The sequence below is a fragment of the Candidatus Methylomicrobium oryzae genome (assembly GCF_016745425.1).
Classification (GTDB): domain Bacteria; phylum Pseudomonadota; class Gammaproteobacteria; order Methylococcales; family Methylomonadaceae; genus Methylomicrobium; species Methylomicrobium oryzae.
In genome coordinates, this window is record NZ_JAERVK010000030.1 from 1 (window position 1) to 19,264 (window position 19,264).

The 19,264-nt window shown below is 49.9% G+C and carries 19 protein-coding genes; 11 read left to right on the plus strand and 8 right to left on the minus strand.

The annotated features are described in order from the left end of the window. Positions 1-384: 384 nt before the first annotated feature. The gene (locus JJL52_RS20545) at positions 385-600 is read left to right on the plus strand and encodes a hypothetical protein (protein ID WP_202054393.1); all 216 of its coding nucleotides are present in this window, start codon (positions 385-387) and stop codon (positions 598-600) included. A gap of 660 nt (positions 601-1,260) precedes the next feature. Beyond that, positions 1,261-3,216: an AsmA family protein gene (locus tag JJL52_RS20550; protein WP_202054394.1), complete on the plus strand. Its 1,956-nt coding sequence runs from the start codon at positions 1,261-1,263 to the stop codon at positions 3,214-3,216. Between the two features lie 149 nt (positions 3,217-3,365). Here JJL52_RS20550 and JJL52_RS20555 read toward each other — a convergent pair whose 3' ends face one another. After that, the gene (locus JJL52_RS20555; protein WP_202054395.1) at positions 3,366-3,830 is read right to left on the minus strand and encodes a GyrI-like domain-containing protein; all 465 of its coding nucleotides are present in this window, start codon (positions 3,828-3,830) and stop codon (positions 3,366-3,368) included. 764 nt (positions 3,831-4,594) lie between these two features. Between JJL52_RS20555 and JJL52_RS20560 the strand changes: the two genes are divergently transcribed. Together JJL52_RS20560 and JJL52_RS20565 are read left to right on the plus strand one after the other, a co-directional pair. Next, the gene (locus tag JJL52_RS20560; RefSeq protein WP_202054396.1) at positions 4,595-5,122 is read left to right on the plus strand and encodes a CAP domain-containing protein; all 528 of its coding nucleotides are present in this window, start codon (positions 4,595-4,597) and stop codon (positions 5,120-5,122) included. A 298-nt stretch (positions 5,123-5,420) separates the two neighbouring features. Next, positions 5,421-6,791 (plus strand): sigma 54-interacting transcriptional regulator, encoded by a 1,371-nt coding sequence (locus JJL52_RS20565; RefSeq protein WP_202054397.1) that lies wholly within the window; start codon positions 5,421-5,423, stop codon positions 6,789-6,791. Between the two features lie 161 nt (positions 6,792-6,952). Here the strand turns inward: JJL52_RS20565 and JJL52_RS20570 are convergent, their stop codons facing one another. From JJL52_RS20570 to JJL52_RS20590, 5 genes are all read right to left on the minus strand, one after another. Next, a complete protein-coding gene (locus JJL52_RS20570; protein WP_202054398.1) occupies positions 6,953-8,026 on the minus strand; it encodes a class I SAM-dependent methyltransferase in 1,074 nt (357 codons plus the stop codon). A gap of 106 nt (positions 8,027-8,132) precedes the next feature. Further along, positions 8,133-9,191 carry a TolB family protein gene (locus tag JJL52_RS20575; protein WP_202054399.1) on the minus strand — a complete coding sequence of 353 codons (1,059 nt, stop codon included), beginning with the start codon at positions 9,189-9,191 and terminating at the stop codon, positions 8,133-8,135. Positions 9,192-9,251: 60 nt separating this feature from the next. Further along, entirely contained in the window at positions 9,252-10,052 is an 801-nt protein-coding gene (locus tag JJL52_RS20580; protein WP_202054400.1) for a class I SAM-dependent methyltransferase, read from the minus strand. Between the two features lie 98 nt (positions 10,053-10,150). Further along, positions 10,151-10,969 carry a class I SAM-dependent methyltransferase gene (locus tag JJL52_RS20585; protein ID WP_202054401.1) on the minus strand — a complete coding sequence of 273 codons (819 nt, stop codon included), beginning with the start codon at positions 10,967-10,969 and terminating at the stop codon, positions 10,151-10,153. Positions 10,970-11,487: 518 nt separating this feature from the next. Beyond that, complete coding sequence (locus JJL52_RS20590; RefSeq protein WP_202054402.1) at positions 11,488-12,225, minus strand: MBL fold metallo-hydrolase; 738 nt, start codon at positions 12,223-12,225, stop codon at positions 11,488-11,490. Positions 12,226-12,397: 172 nt separating this feature from the next. Here JJL52_RS20590 and JJL52_RS20595 point away from each other — a divergent pair, with 172 nt between their 5' ends. Then, on the plus strand, positions 12,398-13,345 hold the full coding sequence (locus JJL52_RS20595; protein ID WP_236994403.1) for a LysR family transcriptional regulator: 948 nt from the start codon (positions 12,398-12,400) through the stop codon (positions 13,343-13,345). Positions 13,346-13,442: 97 nt separating this feature from the next. On the opposite strand, the gene JJL52_RS20600 is transcribed toward JJL52_RS20595, so the two are convergent. Continuing rightward, positions 13,443-14,972 carry a hypothetical protein gene (locus tag JJL52_RS20600; RefSeq protein WP_202054403.1) on the minus strand — a complete coding sequence of 510 codons (1,530 nt, stop codon included), beginning with the start codon at positions 14,970-14,972 and terminating at the stop codon, positions 13,443-13,445. A 340-nt stretch (positions 14,973-15,312) separates the two neighbouring features. Between JJL52_RS20600 and JJL52_RS20605 the strand changes: the two genes are divergently transcribed. Together JJL52_RS20605 and JJL52_RS20610 are read left to right on the plus strand one after the other, a co-directional pair. Next, a complete protein-coding gene (locus JJL52_RS20605) occupies positions 15,313-16,194 on the plus strand; it encodes a tetratricopeptide repeat protein (RefSeq protein WP_202054404.1) in 882 nt (293 codons plus the stop codon). Between the two features lie 37 nt (positions 16,195-16,231). Beyond that, positions 16,232-16,747, plus strand: coding sequence for a hypothetical protein (locus JJL52_RS20610; protein WP_202054405.1), 516 nt, complete (start codon positions 16,232-16,234; stop codon positions 16,745-16,747). Between the two features lie 2 nt (positions 16,748-16,749). Here JJL52_RS20610 and JJL52_RS20615 read toward each other — a convergent pair whose 3' ends face one another. Continuing rightward, positions 16,750-17,085, minus strand: coding sequence for a hypothetical protein (locus JJL52_RS20615; RefSeq protein ID WP_202054406.1), 336 nt, complete (start codon positions 17,083-17,085; stop codon positions 16,750-16,752). 308 nt (positions 17,086-17,393) lie between these two features. On the opposite strand from JJL52_RS20615, the gene JJL52_RS20620 reads away from it, so the two are divergent. The 4 genes from JJL52_RS20620 (at position 17,394) to JJL52_RS20635 (ending at position 19,167) form a co-directional block, all read left to right on the plus strand. Beyond that, entirely contained in the window at positions 17,394-17,726 is a 333-nt protein-coding gene (locus JJL52_RS20620) for a YnfA family protein (protein WP_202054407.1), read from the plus strand. Positions 17,727-17,964: 238 nt separating this feature from the next. Next, entirely contained in the window at positions 17,965-18,456 is a 492-nt protein-coding gene (locus JJL52_RS20625) for a type 2 periplasmic-binding domain-containing protein (RefSeq protein ID WP_202054408.1), read from the plus strand. Between the two features lie 79 nt (positions 18,457-18,535). Next, positions 18,536-18,853, plus strand: coding sequence for a hypothetical protein (locus JJL52_RS20630; RefSeq protein WP_202054409.1), 318 nt, complete (start codon positions 18,536-18,538; stop codon positions 18,851-18,853). Next, positions 18,850-19,167: a hypothetical protein gene (locus JJL52_RS20635; RefSeq protein ID WP_202054410.1), complete on the plus strand. Its 318-nt coding sequence runs from the start codon at positions 18,850-18,852 to the stop codon at positions 19,165-19,167. Before JJL52_RS20630 ends, JJL52_RS20635 begins: the two co-directional genes overlap by 4 nt. Positions 19,168-19,264 lie beyond the last annotated feature (97 nt).

Here is a 19,264-nt window from a genome sequence, read left to right on the forward strand (position 1 = left end):
CGCAGGTATTCCTTGTGTTGTTCCAGCGGGGCATCGTAGGACGGTAAAAAAGAAAAAGTAGCTGTCATAGGGAAGTCCATATTCTACTTAGACGGAATCTCTCCTTGAAACGGGGAGATTGTAAGACAAAGCTTACGCCAAGAAGTAGGGTAGTTCAACCTCTTGCTTAAGCTCTGAATTAAGTGAGTTTTACGGGACGGGGGTAACCGATATGCCGGGCCTATGGGTCAAAACCGGCCGATTTTCGGCGAGAGCGGCCCATTGAGAGCTTATGTTTTCCGCTTAAAAATCCGATCCTTAAAAAATATCGGGAGAATTGTCGGCCGATGCCGACTCTAATCCGGCACATCAGATAGTCATGGGAACTCACCAGATGAGGGGATCATGAGCAGAAAATCAGAAGTGTTTAGACGCCACAATGACATTATCGAGCTCAGTCGTAAAATTTTCACGCTTGTATCCGATGAGGAAGGCATTAAAGATCCGAAGGCCATCGCCGCGCTGGCGGAACAAATCGAAAAGGAAGCCCGGGTCGCGCTGGAACTCACAAGAGAGGTTCTGGAAGAATACGAATTCGATGATTTCGGTCCTACCGAATAAACGACGTCAAAATCGGTTAATCCACGTGGGGCGTCTAATGTGTTTTTGCTCCGGTTGAGAGCAGGCTTTTCGTGGTCGGAGAAATGGCATTGAGCAGAATAATCGCCCAGGTTGGGTTTATTTACCTCGCGGACTTGATCTGGAGCGTGGTTTCGCTCCATGCCTGGCTTTATCTTTCTACTGTCATTGCGGCATTTTACAGTCTGCGAGGATTGAGCCGGATTCTCATTAACGGCCTATTTACTGACAGATCTTAATCTTCGGACTAATCCGGCATTTGTCGTGTATGCGTCTCGCACCGCAGAGACTGTCGGGGTAACCTTCGCAGGATTAAGTCCCCACAATCGGGATGTCATCGCCTACTTCGTTCGTAGGCCAAAGGGACTGCAACGGAACCGCTATTCATGAACTCTGATAGCTCCATTAAGTCTTTGATCTTAATAAGCATAAAATCGGCTGAGACAATTTCGTTCAACGGCGGCTTGCTGCTGCCTGCATGCAAGCCGGGCACCGGATCAGGCAATGCCGTGAAGATCAGCCGGAACCAAGCCGCTTAATGGAGTGACAAAGCCGGTTCTGTCAACCGGTCCGGTCATTTGCCGGCTTTGCAACCCCCCAGGGGTAAACTTAACGGCATTGAGGGATCAGAGAGGGGTTTCTATGCAGCGTACCTTGAAATGGGTCGGGATTGTTTTTCTGGTCATCGTCGCCGCGGTCGCGGTGTTGCTGGCTTTCTTCGATTGGAACTGGCTGCGCGAGCCGATATCGTCCCGGATCAGCGGTGAATTGAACCGGCACTTTGCCATTCAGGGCGACCTGGATGTCGACATGGGCTGGACGCCGCGCATTACCGTCAACAAAATCGATCTGGAGAATGCCGACTGGGGCAGTAAGCCGGAGATGCTGAGCGTGGATCGCCTGCAATTCAGCATCAGCCTGCGGGATTTATTGAAAGGCGATGTGGTACTGCCGGAGATCAGTGTATCCAAACCCCGCGTGCTGCTGGAAAAGAACGCGAAAGGTCAAGGCAATTGGGAGTTTGATACCAACGAAAAAGAAGAGAGCGACCGTACCGAATTTCCCAAGATCGGCCGCCTGATGCTCGAAGACAGCCAGCTCGACTACCGCGATCCGAACACCAGAACGGAGTTGGAAGTAAAGGCTTCGGCGGCGGGTGCCGCGAAAGAGCAGGGCGTGAACCTGCAAGGACGGGGGCGCTTCCAGGATGAACCTTTCATTTTGAAGATGGAAGGCGGCTCACTGCTGGAACTGTGGGAAAAGCACAAGCCTTATCCTGTCGATCTGAGCATGGTGGCCGGCGAGACTCGGGTAAGGGTCGAGGGTACCTTCGCCGACCCGGTGCAATTGAAGGAGCCAAATCTTCAGCTCGATCTGCAAGGCGACAGTCTTGCCAAATTGACGCCTTTTATCGGTGTGCCGTTGGCCGAAACGCCGCCTTATAAATTCAGCGGCCGTGTGACGCGCGCCGACGAGCGCTGGCTCATCCATGATTTGAAAGGAAAAATGGGCAGCAGCGATATTGCCGGTAAAGTTGAATACAGCGCGCCCGAAAAGCGGCCTTTTTTGAAAGCCGATATCAAATCGCACCGGCTCGACTTCAAGGATCTTGCGGGCTTCATCGGCGCCGATCCCAAGGAAAAAGAAGAAAAGGAGCGCATCTTCCCCGATAATCCCTACGACCCGAAAGCGATCCGTTCCGCCGATGCGGACGTAAACTTTTATAGCGACAATATCATTACTCCGCATCTGCCGATAGACGAGTTCAAGACGCATCTGAAAATGGACCACGGCCGGATTACGCTGGAACCGTTGAATTTCACAATCGATATCGGCCAGATCGCGTCCGTGATCAAGCTTGATGCGCGCAAGGACCTCATCGCCACGAAAGCGGACATCAAGATTCGCAAAGTGCCCCTGAAACGGCTTCTGGCCGAGACGCGGTTCGAGCCGGAAAGCGATGGCATGTTTTTCGGGCAGATTCTGCTCGACACGACCGGCAACTCGGTAGCGGACATGCTCGGACGCGGCAACGGCGACATCACCCTGCTGATGGATCAGGGACGCGTCAGCAATCTGCTGATCGAGCTGGTGGGCCTGGATATAGCCGAATCGCTGGGTTTCCTGCTGACCAAGGATAAAAGTACCCGGGTACGCTGCATCATCGGCAATTTCAAGGTCACTGACGGCCAGATGAAAACCGAGCCGTTCGTGATCGACACAGCCGACACGAATGTCAAGATCACAGGCCGGATCGATCTGGGCGAAGAGAACGCCGACTTGCGGCTGGATGCAAGCCCAAAGGATATCAGTATCTTAAGTGCTCGCGTACCCATCTATGTAAAAGGGCGGCTTAAATCTCCGGATGTCTCGCCGGATAAGACCCGCCTGGCTGCCAAAGGCGCGGCTTCGGCCGTTTTAGGGGTATTGCTGACGCCGGTCGCCGCGATTATTCCTTGGATCGATTGGGGGCTGGGTAAGGACAGCGCCTGTTATGCGATGATTAATCAGGCTATGGCCGACGATGCGGCGGCAAAGAAAAAAATGTCTCAAGGCACAACCCGCAGGAAATCTTCGGTAAAGCGGAAAGCCAAATGAGCGGTTGTTGCGCGTCGTCAAAAATGCCCGGCCTGACTTAAAGCCGAATGCTTGCGCGGTTCGTCGGCCGCCAATCGAGTTAAAGAAATCGGGTTAAAGAATGGCCGGAAGCGGGAGTCGTAAAAAAGCAGTGTTGCAAGGCAAGGGTGTTACGGTGCAAGCGGACGATTAAGCTCGGTCCGCCAAGTGGCGGGATCGGGATTCGATTCCGGGCCTGAAACATAGCGTTCCCATAAACAATCCTGCGGGTTCAGCCCTTCGGCGTCCAGCCATGCGCAGAATTCGCCCCAGGCGGCGCCCAGCCCTTCATAACCGCCGCGGTACACCGTGCGGGCGACCTTGGCGGCCGGCAATTTGCCCATCTTGACACGGCCGGCCGGGTTCAGGGGACGGTCGACCGGAAAGCCCACCTCGAAGTCGAACGTGCCGGTCGGCCTTCTCATATGGAACGAAAAGCAGGGACCGGCGGGGGAAAGACCCTGAGCGGCAAGCGTGGACAACACTTCGGCGATGGCGGAATCCATCGACTCGACGATTTCGGCGCGGGGGATGACCAGATGAATCACTGCGGCGGGCTGTTCGTCCGTTTGTACGATTTGAGGCGTGTCGATCATGATAAAGTCTCCGAAAGGTTCAGGTTATGTGTGGGGCATAGGTTCGCCGCGGGCGCGGCAAGCGCTCGGCGCTTTTGACCAGCCTTTGGGGAACCCCGTTTTCTCATGGGCTTCGCTGCCGGCAGCAATCCAGTACTAAAGCATTTTCGTTTTGGGTGTCCGGTCATCAGCAATGCCGCAAAGTTAGGGGAAACGCGTCATGGCAGGGCGCAGTTGCCGAATCCACAAGCCAGGGAGGGCACGCTTTAATGCATCCCTGCCGTCTGGCTCTCGGCACACATCTGTCTGGAACAGATTTGCATGGACCCGAAAGGGGCCAGGCCGGAAAGCCGGGCATGAATCCCTGCCGAGATGACGGCTGGACTTAACGGCATGATCTCCCTAGAGGCGATATGGAAATGCTCTAGCCGCGCCCTATACCGGGTTTTGCCGCCACATCGGGCTCAAGAGTCATGATCGCACCATGAACGGTTTTCGAACGGCGTCCAGGCGTTTATTCAAATCGCATCGGTAAAAATCGGGCGTCCTATTTAACATGGCTGCGTTTTAATCAGGGTTGCCGTCAATCGATCTCGTACTCTTAAGCACCTCTCCCCAACGGTTGTGTCGCTTTTCGTTACGGCGCGATTGAAACATGGACTTTTGAACAAGCCATTCTGTCTCAGTCTTTGTTAAGGAGTTGCCGGCTATCCCTTCTGTTCCGCATCAAAGGGGATCATGACATGGACCTTCATTCTTCGCCAGACTACCGTTAGGGAACAACTATGAAAATGTACCTTTTATTGGCGTTGCTCATCGGCAGCGTAATCAGCACAGCTTATGCCGCTAATCTCACTTCCGGCGAGCAAGCCGAAATGGTTGCGGCACATAATGAATGGCGCGGCGAGGTGAATGTTCCTCCATTAATCTGGTCGGCGCCATTGGCCGATACGGCTCAGGCGTATGCCGATAAGCTTAAAGCTGCCCGCGGCTGTAATCCGGTACATGGCGGTGCTAAAAGACTCGGGGAGAATTTATATTGGGCCAGTGCTTTAAAGTATTCCGGGGGCACAACCAAGGCACAAACTATCACGCCAACCCAGGTCGCCAATGCCTGGGGCAGCGAAAAAGCAAATTACAACTACAGCACGAACACTTGTGCCAGAGGTAAAGCATGCGGGCATTATACCCAAATGGTATGGGAAAGCACGGACAAAGTCGGCTGCGGTAAAGCGGTTTGCAGGGATGACAGCCAGGTTTGGGTGTGTAATTACAAGCCGTCCGGTAATATTGTCGGCCGGAAGCCTTACTGAATGAAAAACGGGGTCACGGGAAAATGGGAAAAATAATGGGCAGACACGATTATTTTCTCGATTGGTGATGCATTTGCCGTCCTACAATCCGGAACTTAACCCCATCGAAACCGTCTGGCAATGAGCCCTGTAGGTCGGGCAATCGCTTTATCGTTGCCCGACGTCCATGTGGCGATTATGCTTCGGAATATTTCGATGGTCTGAAATCCTGTCACCTTCAAGACATTGGAAATGTCGGGCACAAAAAGCGCGTGCCCGACCTACGCGACTGCCCGGTAAAATCACTCCCGAGCAATATGTGTCGATCATTACACATATCAAGAAACAAATTGGCGGGAGCTTCTCCCAGGTCCCAAGTGAGTCGGCAGGCTGCTTATGCGTGGAAAATTTCCATTGCCCATTCGGCGAGCGCGTTAAGGAAGCACCGGAGCTATGTCGCACCACCGCTTCGGTGTTTGGTGGCATTGCGGCCCGAAATTTCGGCTACGCAAAGGTTGTGCTCAACAAGCGTATTGCCACTGGTGACGGGAAATGCGAAGTTACGATCTACACTGATCGTGAAGCCGCCCAGTTTGAAGAAGGTGACGAATATTTCAACGAGGGCGGCATGATTGTTTCGCGTTCAGCGATTGCCGAGGTCGCCGCGCGCGTTTCGGAAAAAATGGCTCGAACATGGAATCCAAAGGCTGTTTCGGGTCAAAAGCGCGGGTTGGATCGGCCGGAGCTGATCGCCGAATCCGAGGTGATGCGCGAAGCGTTGCAAGCAGTCGAATTGGTTGCTCCCACGTCGGCCAATGTGCTGATTAATGGCGAGACGGGGGTTGGCAAAGAAGTCATCGCGCGGGCCATCCACGCACTCAGTGATCGAAGCACACAAAAATTTGTCGCGGTTAATTGCGGCGCCATTCCGGAAAGCCTACTCGAAAGCGCCTTATTCGGCCACGAAAAAGGCGCTTTTACCGGTGCGCACGATCTCAGGCGCGGATTTTTTGAACGCGCAGAAGGGGGCACCCTTTTTCTTGACGAAATTGATAGCTTACCGCTCCTCTCTCAAGCCAATCTTCTTCGTGTACTCCAGGAAGGCGAATTCGAGCGCGTTGGCGGTGCGCAGGTCCTACATAGCAACGTTCGTATCATAACCGCCTCGAACCGCCCCTTGCTGGAACTTGTCGATCAAGGGCGATTCCGCAAGGATCTGTATTATCGGCTTAACGTTGTGACCATCCGCATATCGCCTTTGAGGGAACGCCGCGAAGATATTACTGCATTGGTCAATTATCTGTTGAAACAAATTGCCCATCGTTATGGCAAGCCCCCGAAGGTTCTGAGTAACGAGGCCTGGCAACAAATCATGGCCTATGAATGGCCGGGAAACGTTAGGGAGTTGGAGAATGTACTGGAACGAGCATTTCTGTTTTCACCCGGACAAATCATCACCAAGGTCGGCGTAGATGTAAATCCTGACGGCGATGTTTCGACGGACGAAAGTAATCTTCGCGGCAAAAAACGGTTCGCCGCCAGCCAGGTAGAAACCAAAACCTTACAGGACGCCTTAATCAAACATAACGGCAATGTCACAGCAGTGGCCAGTGAGATTGGCATAAGCCGCCGCGCTGTGCATCAGAAGTTAAAGCACTACAATATCGATGCGGGAGTTTTTCGGAAGTGACCGATTGTCACTATCATCCACGACATCCTTTGCCGGCTCACGATTGGGCAAGGAGTATTGAAAAAATCAGGAGTTAATCAGTCCTTCCGAGCATTATTTCTACGGCGTTTTAAGAATTTTCTCTCCTGCCATGCTGACGGTAACGGCACGCTTCACCGCGCCTATAATTTTGCCTCTAGCACCAGATTGGTCGGCGTCGTAGCGGCGCGTCTGACTTGACCGAAACCAGCGGCGTTCAGCACTTCAGTGAGCCGTTTCTGTCCGGCCTGGGCACCTAAGCCAAGACCGACTTCTTGCGATTTGGACGCTGGCACGCAAACCATGGTCGAGAACGAATAATAGATTTGCCCCAATGGATGAAGATTCTCCTCCAGACTATCGCCAGCAAATGGTTCGACCAGCATGAAAGTTCCGCCTTTAGCCAGTGTACCGGCGACATGTGTAGCCGCGCCGATGGGGTCGCCCATGTCGTGTAGGGCATCGAAGATGGTCACCAAGTCATAGTTTTTGCCCGGATATTCCTTCGCCGTCACTACCTCAAAAATAGTGTTGCTTGAGACGCCGGCGTCACGCGCTCGTTCACGGGCATGTTCGATCGAGGGTTCGTGAAAATCGAAGCCGTGGAAGGTTGAGTTGGGAAACGCCTTAGCCATCAGGATTGTCGAAGAGCCATGGCCGCAACCAACATCGGCGACGCGAGCGCCGACTTCGAGTTTTTCTCGCACACCGTCTAGCGCCGGCAGCCAGTGCTCGATCAAGTTCATCGCATACATCGGCCGGAAAAAGCGCTCGGTGCCGCAGAATAGACAAGGGCTGTGATCACGCCAAGGTAATCCTTTGCCGGAACGGAAAACCTCGGTCAACTTGGGCTCGTCAACATACACCGACATCACCGCCTGAAAAAATCCCTGCATGCAGGCTGGATGACCTTCGGCGGCAAAAATGACTGATTGTTCCGGCGACAGTGAAAACTTACCGGACGCGGCATCGTAATTGACGTAGCCAGCGGCGGCATTGGCGGAAAGCCATTCACGCAGATAGCGTTCGTCCATGCCGGTATTGTTGGCCAGTTCCTGGCTGCTGGCCGGACTAATTTCCAGTAGCGCGCTGTACAAATCTAGTTTGTCGCCAATATACGCCATCAACAGCCCCATGGAACCGGCGACATCATTCATCACTTTGCCTTGGAGTTGTTCCAACTTGCCGGTCTCGACTTCATTCAAATGCAATGTCATGTATTGTCCTGCGGATGTGTAGTATCAGGCACCTCAAATTCGCTGAATCCGAGGTGTGTCCATAATTATGAAATGGCTTCTTTTCGCAGAACTTAGCGCCTATTTACTACTGCTGACTGTCGCCTTGTTTTTTGGCCATCAGGTTTGGCGGCGGACCAATAGGATCGAAATTTTTCAGCAACGGGACATCGTCCTTGTTGACCCATAGCACGTCCATGTTGTATGAACCTTGAGGCCCCCAGCCACCAAAAAACTTCTTGCCGTCCGGCGTGAATGACCAGCACATGTCTTCACCGGCGGTATTGATGGTATCGCCGAGGTTCAACGGCTCTTGCCATTCGCCCTTGAGATTCTGATGAGAAATCCATTCATCATGGCCGCCACGCGAGCCCATGTCGGTGCGTGTGCTGGTGATGATCAGGCTTTTGCCGTCCTTCGACAACCCTGTCCAATGCAAATGGTCGCGGTACGGTGAGTTGATTCTTGATCCCAGGCTCTGCGGTTTTTGCCATTTACCGTTTTTCTTTTCGACTTTCCAAATATCGCTGTCTTGGGTCACGCCTGGTTGCTGATAACTGAAATAGATCAGACTATCCGATGCGATGATTGGGCAATGTTCTTCACCTGTCGGAGTGTTTAAGTGAGGTAACTCGGGTGCATCATTCCAACTTTTGGCTTGTTGCCATACCCCATTGATTTTTTGTACCACATACAGATCGCCAGTTGAAAAATTACCGGGTTGATAGCGGGTAAAATAAATCGCGTTGCCGTCGTCGGACAGGCTGGGTTCCAGTTCCCACGCTTCAGTATTAATGTTCGGGCCGACTTTGGGGTCGATGTCCGGCCCCAAATGAATCGGCGTTTGCCAAACACCATTGACGTTGTGCGCCATCCAGATGTCAAAGCTGTAAGGATTGCCTTTTGACTCGATGCTGCCAGGACGCGTGGAAACGAACAACACCGTTTTGCCGTCGGCACTGTAGGTCATTTCGAATTCAGCTGCGTCCGAGTTGATCGGTGCACCTATGCTTTTGGCCAACGAAGGCGCTTGGGCGTTTACGCCGGATGGCATATCCATGCCGGGCATCGCATACGATGCACTCTGTCCTAACAGCAGCGCCAACCCAACGAAACGAAGATTGAGCTTCATAGATTTTATTTTCATAACGTGTGTCTCATAGGTTTTTCTGGATCGATCAAAAGTGAATGTTGTTGTTTGCTGAGATCAAACCTTGGGCTTTTCTGTTTCGAAAAGAATCGCTTGCATCGGATAGCGCGTCGGACTGGAACCGAACTCCTTTTTGAAGGCATCCGACAGTTCTTTTACGATTTCCTCGGGATCGACATCACCTCGATCTCTGATTTCAAAGATCACTGGCGTGTACACCAAAGCCCGCGCAAAGGCCGTTACATCAAGAATATCGTAGACGTGACGCTGTACAGAGATGACAATCGGATCAAAGCCAATTTGAATCAACTGTTCCTTGAGCGGATCGATTTGATGACAGGAAACCGGATCGAATAAAAACTGAGGAGTATCCGACGGAAAATATTGTTTGAGCACTTCAAAGCTCAAGCTCGCAAAGGGATTGTAGCGTTCGGAGTCCCACACTCGGAATAGGTATCGACCGCCCGGCTTCAAGGTTCGGTAAACCTCACGAAACCCTTTATCCCGGTCGAAAAACATGATGCCAAATTGGCAAATTACAGCATCAAAGGCCTCGTCATCAAACGGTAATGCCGTGGCGTCGGCGTTTTGGAACACAACTTGTTCGCCGGGCTGAAACTTTTGCCGCGCTACATCCATCATCGAGTCGCTAATGTCGATGGCGGTCAAGCGAGCTTCTTTCTTTAACAAGGTGCGCAAGTGACGCGTGACGATGCCAGTGCCGGCAGCGATTTCCAGCACGTCGGTCGGCGTTTGTTCGGCGATGCGTCTTGCGGTATCAGCGCCGTAATGCTCGAACAGTACAGGACCAAGATCGTGATCATACGGTATGACAACCTCATCAACGTAACCAGACATAGTCATTTTCCTTTGCAATCAATAACGGTAATTTTTAAAAAGATAACCAGTAGCACTGCGGCCCTTTACCTTCGACTTATTGCAGAGAGGATCTCCGCCTAACAGAGCCCGATATTCGCATTATCTTCAACCACATACAGGAATCTGACCAGCGTCCCACGCTCGGCATGATCCTTGAACCAACCATTCTCGGCCATACGAGCTTCGCACAGGAAGGCGTTGCCTTCTGCCGCAAAATCGGATTGAAGTTTGCAGGAGAATTCGTAATTTTTGATCCAGTGATTGCGAATATTCGGAGTGAAGTCGTGCTGAACATAGCGGAATGACAATGTCTGTAGAGCCTGATCCACACGCGTATGGCCAGCCAACAGAATCGTATCGGAATCATGCTCTTCTTTGGCCTGAAACGCTGCGATAATCATACGACCGCCAGGCCGCAGCCGGGCGTTGAGTTTGGCCAGCGTCCTGTTGTAATCTCCCATGAAGTAGATCGAATCAATGGCCAGGATGACATCGTAATCGCAGCCAGGCAATTCGTCATGAATCAAGTCCACCGCCTGGAAATTCAATGCGGCGGCTTTATCCCGGGTTCTTTCCTGTGCCTGGGCAATGGCGGCATCGGCATAATCAAGACCCAAAATGTTGCAGCCCGACTTTTCGTGCAGGTATTCTGTAATGTGGCCGTTGGAACACCCGATTTCCAGCACCTTCTCGCCGGGCTTAAGCAATGAGGCTAGAAAATCCATCTCGTCGGTGTCCATCATGCCGTGCTGGCACAAGTCGATGCCATAAACAGCTTCGCAAAAACGTGAGTGGGTCGGACTTTCTGCGGCACGCCGGAAGTATTCGTTGTACCAGGCCTTGGAAAACATTTCCGCCTGCCCCATGTCGACCGTGTGATTCATCAGTTCGTTCATGCTTTGTTCCATAGTCATATTCCTTAGATTAAATCGAAGAGACCAATTAGTTAACTGCCTACCCCAGAATAGACAGATAAATTGTACGGAAAATAACTCAAATCTGAAACGTATTACCAATCTCTAATTTAGCATGATGGATATGCATCTTTGCATGCCAAGGTAAATTGGTACTCGTCAGTCATGATCAAGCGAATATTTTGCTTAATCGGAAATTTCGTTAGGTAAAACAACGTTAAAACCGAAACACTGCCGAAAACTGGAAACGCAGCGAATCTCCCATTACTAACGACTGTTAAGCTCACTCGCGGCATACGCAAGCTAAAAGCCTCGCTGTTGAGAATTAATCCGGCAAGCGATTCAGTAAAACGTATGAAACATTGCACTTTTACTTTGGCCGCTTACCGATTTTGAAAGGATTGGACTAACAAATATAGTGCTCGGCCTTAGACTCTTCTCGATAGTTTTTTCATGCAATCGGTTGGCGTTAGGCGAATGGTCTGGGCCGTGTCAAACTCTTAGGGGACATAAGGTTTACCATCCCATTCCTTGTTCTTGAAAGGATTTTTCATAATTTCGCCGTGTGTTGGAAACAATAAATCGGCTTTTCGGAGCAACGCTTTACGATACTTGTCTAAACTGGCCTGATCTTCGCCCACGGGGTCGACTACAGGCGTCAAATCGTTATGCCACCACATATGGGTTATGAGCATGACGCCTTCGTCGGTGTCCACCAATAGGCTGCTATCTTCTTCGGTGTGACCGGGTGTCCTGACGACCGTTACACCAGGAAGAATCTCGAAATTATCGGGATGATCCGACCATATCTCATCTTTGTAGATCGACCAGAAGTCAACCACCGGCGCGTTGGGAAATGCCCCCAAATGCATGGTATGGTCTGGGTGGTGGTGGTCGATCCACACATAATCCACGTCTTCAGGGCTAATGCCCATATCGGCTAATTTATCCATGATTTTCGGCCATTCGCCCTTCCTCACTTCGCCTGGGTCGCCGATTAATATTTTGCCGCCACTTTCAATTAAAAAAACCGAGGTGGACAAGGAGCGGACGCCGTCATGGGTAGACCACGGCAAGAAAGTTTTACCCTCAACCGGCTGTACATGCCCCTTATACAAGAGGGTGACTTTGGCTTTCCCTGACGCAAGGTTGGTATGAACAGACCGACTGGTTTCGGCGCAGGCAGAAATGCCCAGTGCCGCGATCAGCAGCACCGGACGCAAATATTTAAGTTTCATTCGACTCTCCCCTGAAAGACACACTTTCAGTGTCAATTTGTTTATTTAGGCAAACGCCATCGTTTTTATTTGAACCGGTTAAATCAGCGCTTCAACCAGTGATCGGTAGCACTATCGACTCCCGGAGATTTTCCTGGTCTGCGACCTTTCAAATTCATTGTAAGACAGCACGATGCCGATTAAAATGCATAGCGTCTACCAAAACCGACATAATGGATTTGCAAATATGCATGATACAAATTGGGACGATCTGCGTTACTTCATCGAGGTTGTACGTTCAGGCAATGTCACGGAAGCCGGCATTCGGCTTGGTGTCAATCAATCAACCGTCAGTCGACGCATTGCTGCCCTTGAGAGCGCGTTAGGAAAACCGCTGTTTGATCGCACGGCAAAAGGATGGGTCATTACGCCGGTGGGCGAAAAAATCGTCACGCAAGTCGAAGAGATGGCGATACAAGCCAATGCCATTCATCGAAAAATCGAGATCGACACCGAAGAAGTTTCAGGGATCATCAGAATCAATGTTGCCGATGTGTGTTCCAAGCGTTTTGTGATGCCGGTCATCCGCGATTTCAAACGCGATTATCCCGAAGTCGATATCGAGTTGATCACGGCTGACCATGTGCTAAATCTAGCTAATCGCGAAGCAGACATTGCGGTTCAAGCCGTTAACGAACCGCCGCCTAATGTTGTCGGTAAACACATCTGCAAGATGGCATTCCAAGTGTACGGACATTCGGAGCTAATAGAAAACTTATCACTAGATATGCCCCCCTGCATCACCTGGATAGGCGACGGTGTCACCTTGCCGTTCTGGATTAAAAAGAATTTCCCCAAGCTCAAACGCGCTTATCGGACGAACTCCGGTGTCGCCATGTTTAACATGTGTAAGGAGGGCTTGGGATTAGCCTTGCTGCCCTGTTCGCTGGGTGATGAGGTGGCTGAATTGGAGCGCATTCCTGTCGAGCATATAGAACCGGGGCAGGACGTTTGGGTATTGAGTCATGTCGATTTACGCACCACGGCAAGAGTCCGCATTTTTCGGGATCGCATGGTCGAATTTTTGACTAGCGAAATCGATCTATTGGAAGGGCGAAAACCAAAAAGAGACTTGTATTAGCCAGTCTCGCATTACTTCACAGGATCGTAGGCTGTATGAGAATAGCGCGGGCCGCCGCCAACCCGCGCTAAATGGAGCGTAGCTTAGAAACTTGCCATCAGTTACTTTGAGCTTGCGATTGTTGCTCGGCAAGCCGCAATCCTTGCAGACCGTACCGGCGTTTCGGTGATTTTTGTAACGACAGCCGATAAGCTTCTGCCGCAGCTTGCGGGCGGTGCATTTCAAGAAGTAAATCACCCAGCAATTCACGAGCTGGCAAGATGGGGCCAGGCGTGACATTGTCTTTTTCAGTTACGTCTTCAAGATCAGCCGCTTTACGCAGTAACGTTTCCGCCTCTTGTTCCCGGTGATCAGCTTGCGCTATCCAGGCCGCCACGGCCAAGCGTTGAATTTCGATTTGGTCCGCAGCATAGGCATTGTTCTCGGCTTTTGCCCCATCCCTTATAACGCCCAGTCGCGCCTCACTGATCTGTGCCTCTTGTATCTCACCGCTTCTGGCCGCCCCCAAACCACGTGCGAACTGCGTAATAGCCTCACACCAACCAAACTTGTCCCATGGAAAATCGCGAGGCTGCACTGAGAGTTTGGCCGCTTCTGTCCATGCGTGACGCTCGACGAAATAACGAGCCGGTATTGCAGCTAAAGCGTAGGCGGACGTCGAATTTTCAGGGTGGGTCTTTTTAATCTTGGCTACTTCTTTCCACAACGCTTGTGCCTTGTCGTTCTGGCCGTCTTGTAGATAGGCGTACAGCAAGTAATCCATGAAATGAAGTTCTTGGTCCCACACCTTGCCTGGAAAGTTATCCTTGGCGTAGTCTTTGGCCGCGAGATAGGCGGCCAGATTTGACGCCGCCGCGTCTTCCCATAAGCCCAATCGAATGAAAATATGCGAGGGCATATGCAGTGCATGGGGTACTGCGGGGGCAATGTGTGCGTAGGCGCGCGCAGCCGCCAAACCCTGTGTGGCCAAATCGGGGTTGTCACTGGCGTGAATAATATAATGGGCTACGCCGGGATGGTCAGGAATTTGGTTCAATACCTTTTGTAAGAGCGTCAATGCCATTCTGGGTTGTGCATAACTCTTGTCATGAGGATCGGTTGTGGAAATCAAGGCTAAGGCATAGAACACATTGGCTTCAGGATCGTCAGGGAACTGCGCTTGCACCTTTGCCATAGCTTGCGTGTAAGCTTGTTTGCGCCGACCATAGTCCGCATCTTCTGATCGGTACAGTTGGGCGACAGCATCCAGGTACAGGCTTTCGCGGTCGGTCTTCACCGGCAAAGCTTGTGCCCGCGTTAACGCCTCACGTCCTTCTTGTAATTCCGCCTGGGTGGGCGGTGTTGCCCATAACTGGCGGTATAGGCTCATTGCAATGCCCCAGTGCGCCATAACACAATCGGAATCGAGTTCGGCGATGTGAGCAAAGGTTTTCTTGGCTTCGTCGTACCAAAACGAGTGTAGCATCGCGACCGCGCGATTAAACTCTAACTGCGCTGCCGGTGAACAGGAAACGGCAAAGTTCGCCGTACCCAGTTTTTCCTGCCCGATGCCTGTAACGTGGTGATCGCCATCGGCCAAAAGTGGCGCAGAAGCAAGTAGTGCCAGCCAAAATATTAGGTTTTTCATTGTTTTCCTCCAGATGCTTATTGGTGTCTCCGAGTCGTTCGAACTAAACGCAACCACACTGGCTTTTTGATGTTTTCCCTATCTGAGACCTTTCAAATGCATTGTAGGGCAGACTAGAAGCAATTAAAACGCAAAGCAACAACGAATAAATACATGTTTGCCATGCATAATTGCATTTGATGAATTTGGGGTTAATTTGAAATGACAAGAAATGTCGGTGGCCACAAAAAGTGAAAAGTGTCCCAAATTAGTGAAAAACTAATGACACCAATATTGAAAAAATCCGAATGGATTTGGTTCTTAGAACCTGAATAAGAGGCATGTTTGCAACTGTGCTGGTGTGACAGATGACAAACGGTTAAAGTACGTCGCTTTTTACATCAGCTACATTTTTGCTAGCGCTCGCATTCATAAAGTCATGATAAAGCTTATTGAAGAATCACCAAACACATGGGTTTTTCGTCATAACCTTCCAGAAGGAGCGGAGGACAGTTTTGATGATGCAGTTGAATTGTATACGTCCGGGAACCTCGTTGAAGCCGAAGAAACGCTACGTAAACTGCTGTTTGTATGCCCTCATTACATAGACGCGTTACACCATTTGGCTCTCATATTCTCCGAAGATGAATTAGACCTTGAAGCCTATTTATGTTGGCGTGAGGCTGTACGCATTGGATTGGAAGCGATCCCATCAAACTTTTCCTGGCAAACGAGCCACATGAATTGGCTGGAGTTAGACAATAGGCCATTTATGCGAGCCTACCATGCGTTAGGCTTATCGTTATTAGAAAATCGAGGTTCTGCTGCGGCCATCGAAATCTTTGCCCGTCTTGTATCAGTAAATCAAAACGACAACTTAGGTTGTCGATACCATCTGATGCAGTGTTATCTCAATCTTAATGAATGGCGGTCAGCGTTAAATTTGAGTGTCCAATACAGCACTGACACGGGCCCAGATATTGTCTTTTCCAAGGTGATTGCTTTACTCCAGCTCGATCAAGAGGATGATGCTATCGATGTGCTGACAGTCGCAATTGAGCAATACCCGAATATTGCAAAAGAACTTATCAAAACTAAGCACAGTGAACCTAAATCAAAACATAAGGGGTTTCTAACCCTCGGCGGCGAAGATGAGGCCTATGATTATTGGCAACGAAATCGAATACATTGGGCTAGCTCTACAATGGCCTATAAAATACTGAAACGTCTTGTGGCGAAATAAATAGGGCTGTTCATGTTTCTGACGGTGTATCACAGGTATGGATATTCTGAAACTAAGTTATTTGATAGGCATTTACGACCCGGTTCAAGATGACGCATGGCCTTGGCACTTTCAATACGAGTACGGCCAATATCTTTCAGCTAAACACAGGATATGCGGTCGGGAGCGAGCGGCGGAATTCGCCACTGAAAAAGAGGCAAGAGATTTTTACTTTCTATGGAAGCATGCGAAGACACATAAGTTCGAACTGATCCCAGTGCAATGCTGGGTGGTTGCACCGGATCCGGCTTATCCTCCGGAACATCCAAAGTCGATTTTAAAAGCCATTTCGGAAAAAGAGCCGCATTCGGTAAAGCTTACGGCATCGCTTTGGTTTTACGATCAGGATATTTCAACACTGTACTCACAAAAAACGCTTAAGAAGCACCGAGCGGCACTTTTGGAATACGGTATTGATATTGATCAGCCCCGGCCCGCTCACCTAGCAATATCGCCAGAACAGCCAATTATTCAAGAACCTGAAAAACGTGTGTTAAAGCTTGTTAAGAGATAGGGTTAGTGCTTAGCTGAAATTGCGGCCATCAACTCAGCCCGGTCTATATGATCAGGCTTATTGACGGCACCCAGGCCAAATTCATGGCTGACTAACTTGGCAAGCTGGTAAGCGACCAGCAGTGAAATTTGTTCTTCGGAGTCTGCGGTATCCAGAGCGGCTTTTGCCGTCTTCCCGGCCATAAATTGAAAAGCACTTGTTGAAGACCAGCCAGCACCAAGTGCGGCCTGTAGTGCTGTTGTGGCGTTTTCGACTTTTAATTGATCAGCATAACCCCACGCCAAAACAACGGCGGCACATAGCCTTGTTTTCGGTAAGTCAAATATCGCATTATTCATGCTAAAGCTCCGGGGATATTAACAAGTTTTCTACTATTTTAGCGGCTCTTAGGCGCAGCATGCTCTTTCGGAGGCTTTGATTGATTGGCGCTCAAGGGTGAGAAATGTTTCAAAATTGATAGCGCAAAATCCGGAAGTTTTCATTAATTTTATCACCCGACAAGAAAAAACAAATACGCTGTCATTTAGAATATGCTATTAGCTTGCGTAATAACACATTTCGAAGCCTATATTCCTTCGATGACAGCTATCGCTAATCAGAGCAGGCTTGTTACATAAACATGTATTTATGAGGATAGATATTCTCAATGCTTGAATTCAGAACCGTTCTGCTATTCCTTCTAACAGCTGTAGCCGAAATTGTTGGATGTTACCTACCGTACCTATGGCTCACCCAAGGAAAAAGTCCATGGCTTTTAGTTCCAGCAGCGCTCAGTCTCACTGCTTTCGCTTGGCTTTTATCTCTCCATCCTACCGCCGCCGGCCGCATTTACGCCGCCTATGGCGGCGTCTATATATTCGTCGCCATTCTTTGGCTTTGGCTGGTTGATGGCATAAGACCCAGCCTATGGGATATTGTAGGTTCTTCGGTTGCGCTGGTGGGCATGTCAATCATCATGTTTGCCCCAAAAAATGCTTAAAAAAAAACTGTGCTGTTCTTAAACCGACCAGTTTGAAAAATCGCACAGTCGCCAAGTCCATATTCAACGCCTAAATTGGGCTATATTGCGAGCATTCAATATTAGATGTCGACCGTCGCTTTTTGCGTGTTTTGAATGCAAGCCGTTACGCATAGATCAGCGTTTCGATGTCGGCATTCGTTTGAGGGATCAGATGGAAAAATGCCAGCATTGAATAATTTGCACACCATATTATGCGTTGGAATTTGCTCACGGGCGTGGGCGTGCTTTAGTTGGTTATAGCGAGCGCATGCACCACATTCTTCAAGAAATTACAAAACCAACCGATCCGACTCCCGTTGTTGATCCACGAACAATTTCGGTAAAGCTATTCAATCAAGGCGACAAATCAGGAGTTCCCTTGCTTTGGGTTGATAGCTTCGCTATAGATAAAAGTGTTACTGGCCCAAAACTTACCGCAGCCCAACAATTCATTGAGTTTGCTGTTCGTGATGATCAGTATCTCAGTGTTTTACTCCCCCCCGGCAAAGCACCTCAATATTTACTTCCAGCCTATCGCAATCTTTATACAGACACCAAATTGGTAGAGGCCGCGCCGCTTTACCCTAAATTTTTGGTTGGCCTAGATAAAGCTGCCAGTTTGGTTGGTGTAGGCATTCCGCAAGCAATCGAAAAAACGGGCGAACAGCTGGACAAGAAACTGCCTGCAAACTTGCATTACCCCAATTAGAAAACAGGCTGAACCGGCCTGTTTGGAAAACCAATAGCGTCCCGAGAGTGACGCCTGATTCAAACGTTAGGACTACTCTATGACAAACACTCCAGAAGAACGAAACGTGATGTATTTTGATCGCGTAGTAGAAAGGCAAATCAATGGGAAATTCATCGTGTTTGCCATTAACACTACCAACGATCAGGCGTATCCCCTAACGAACGTTATAGTCCAAACCTCTGATAGCCTTGCTGAAGGATTGCGTCTGTCAATAAGCTCACACCCAATGACTTACGCCTATACTGAAAAATTCCAGTCATCGGAAGAACTTCATGTCCTCCAAAAGTATATCGTCAAGCTAATCCATGATGCCGATGCAAAAAACAACGGCATTGTTCAGTGGGGGGTGTTGTGAGCTACTTCGTTACTATTACGTTTGATTTGAGCTATGCCAGTATATCGCCACATGGTAATAACGTTTACTCAAAGATAACCGATGCGCTAGACAATCTAGATTATTCTAAGGTTGTAAAAGGGAAAAAAGAAAGAACCATTGGACTTCCCTCAAACACCTATGTAGCAAAGTTCGATGATGATTTTGAGCATCAGTCCGAGGTTGTCGAATTCGTTAAAGTTGAGCTTAAGAAAATATTCCGGCTTCACTCTGTTTCCGGCAAGTATTTTATTTCCGCCGGAGCAAATTGGGCGTGGAAAATTGGCACATTTTGAGTTTGGTCCTAACCCTGTTACTACACTGAGTTATAACAGCAGGTTGGACGAAGCCGCTATCGCGGAGAAAAGCCAAGCCGCTTGATTGACAATAAAA

What these genes read in the sequence shown, in the direction of transcription:
- JJL52_RS20545 (WP_202054393.1), top strand. Translation starts at nt 385, where the DNA reads ATGAGCAGAAAATCAGAAGTGTTTAGACGCCACAATGACATTATCGAG.
- JJL52_RS20550 (WP_202054394.1), top strand. Translation starts at nt 1,261, where the DNA reads ATGCAGCGTACCTTGAAATGGGTCGGGATTGTTTTTCTGGTCATCGTC.
- JJL52_RS20555 (WP_202054395.1), bottom strand. Translation starts at nt 3,830, where the DNA reads ATGATCGACACGCCTCAAATCGTACAAACGGACGAACAGCCCGCCGCA.
- JJL52_RS20560 (WP_202054396.1), top strand. Translation starts at nt 4,595, where the DNA reads ATGAAAATGTACCTTTTATTGGCGTTGCTCATCGGCAGCGTAATCAGC.
- JJL52_RS20570 (WP_202054398.1), bottom strand. Translation starts at nt 8,026, where the DNA reads ATGACATTGCATTTGAATGAAGTCGAGACCGGCAAGTTGGAACAACTC.
- JJL52_RS20575 (WP_202054399.1), bottom strand. Translation starts at nt 9,191, where the DNA reads ATGAAAATAAAATCTATGAAGCTCAATCTTCGTTTCGTTGGGTTGGCG.
- JJL52_RS20580 (WP_202054400.1), bottom strand. Translation starts at nt 10,052, where the DNA reads ATGTCTGGTTACGTTGATGAGGTTGTCATACCGTATGATCACGATCTT.
- JJL52_RS20585 (WP_202054401.1), bottom strand. Translation starts at nt 10,969, where the DNA reads ATGAACGAACTGATGAATCACACGGTCGACATGGGGCAGGCGGAAATG.
- JJL52_RS20590 (WP_202054402.1), bottom strand. Translation starts at nt 12,225, where the DNA reads ATGAAACTTAAATATTTGCGTCCGGTGCTGCTGATCGCGGCACTGGGC.
- JJL52_RS20595 (WP_236994403.1), top strand. Translation starts at nt 12,398, where the DNA reads ATGCCGATTAAAATGCATAGCGTCTACCAAAACCGACATAATGGATTT.
- JJL52_RS20600 (WP_202054403.1), bottom strand. Translation starts at nt 14,972, where the DNA reads ATGAAAAACCTAATATTTTGGCTGGCACTACTTGCTTCTGCGCCACTT.
- JJL52_RS20610 (WP_202054405.1), top strand. Translation starts at nt 16,232, where the DNA reads ATGGATATTCTGAAACTAAGTTATTTGATAGGCATTTACGACCCGGTT.
- JJL52_RS20615 (WP_202054406.1), bottom strand. Translation starts at nt 17,085, where the DNA reads ATGAATAATGCGATATTTGACTTACCGAAAACAAGGCTATGTGCCGCC.
- JJL52_RS20620 (WP_202054407.1), top strand. Translation starts at nt 17,394, where the DNA reads ATGCTTGAATTCAGAACCGTTCTGCTATTCCTTCTAACAGCTGTAGCC.
- JJL52_RS20630 (WP_202054409.1), top strand. Translation starts at nt 18,536, where the DNA reads ATGACAAACACTCCAGAAGAACGAAACGTGATGTATTTTGATCGCGTA.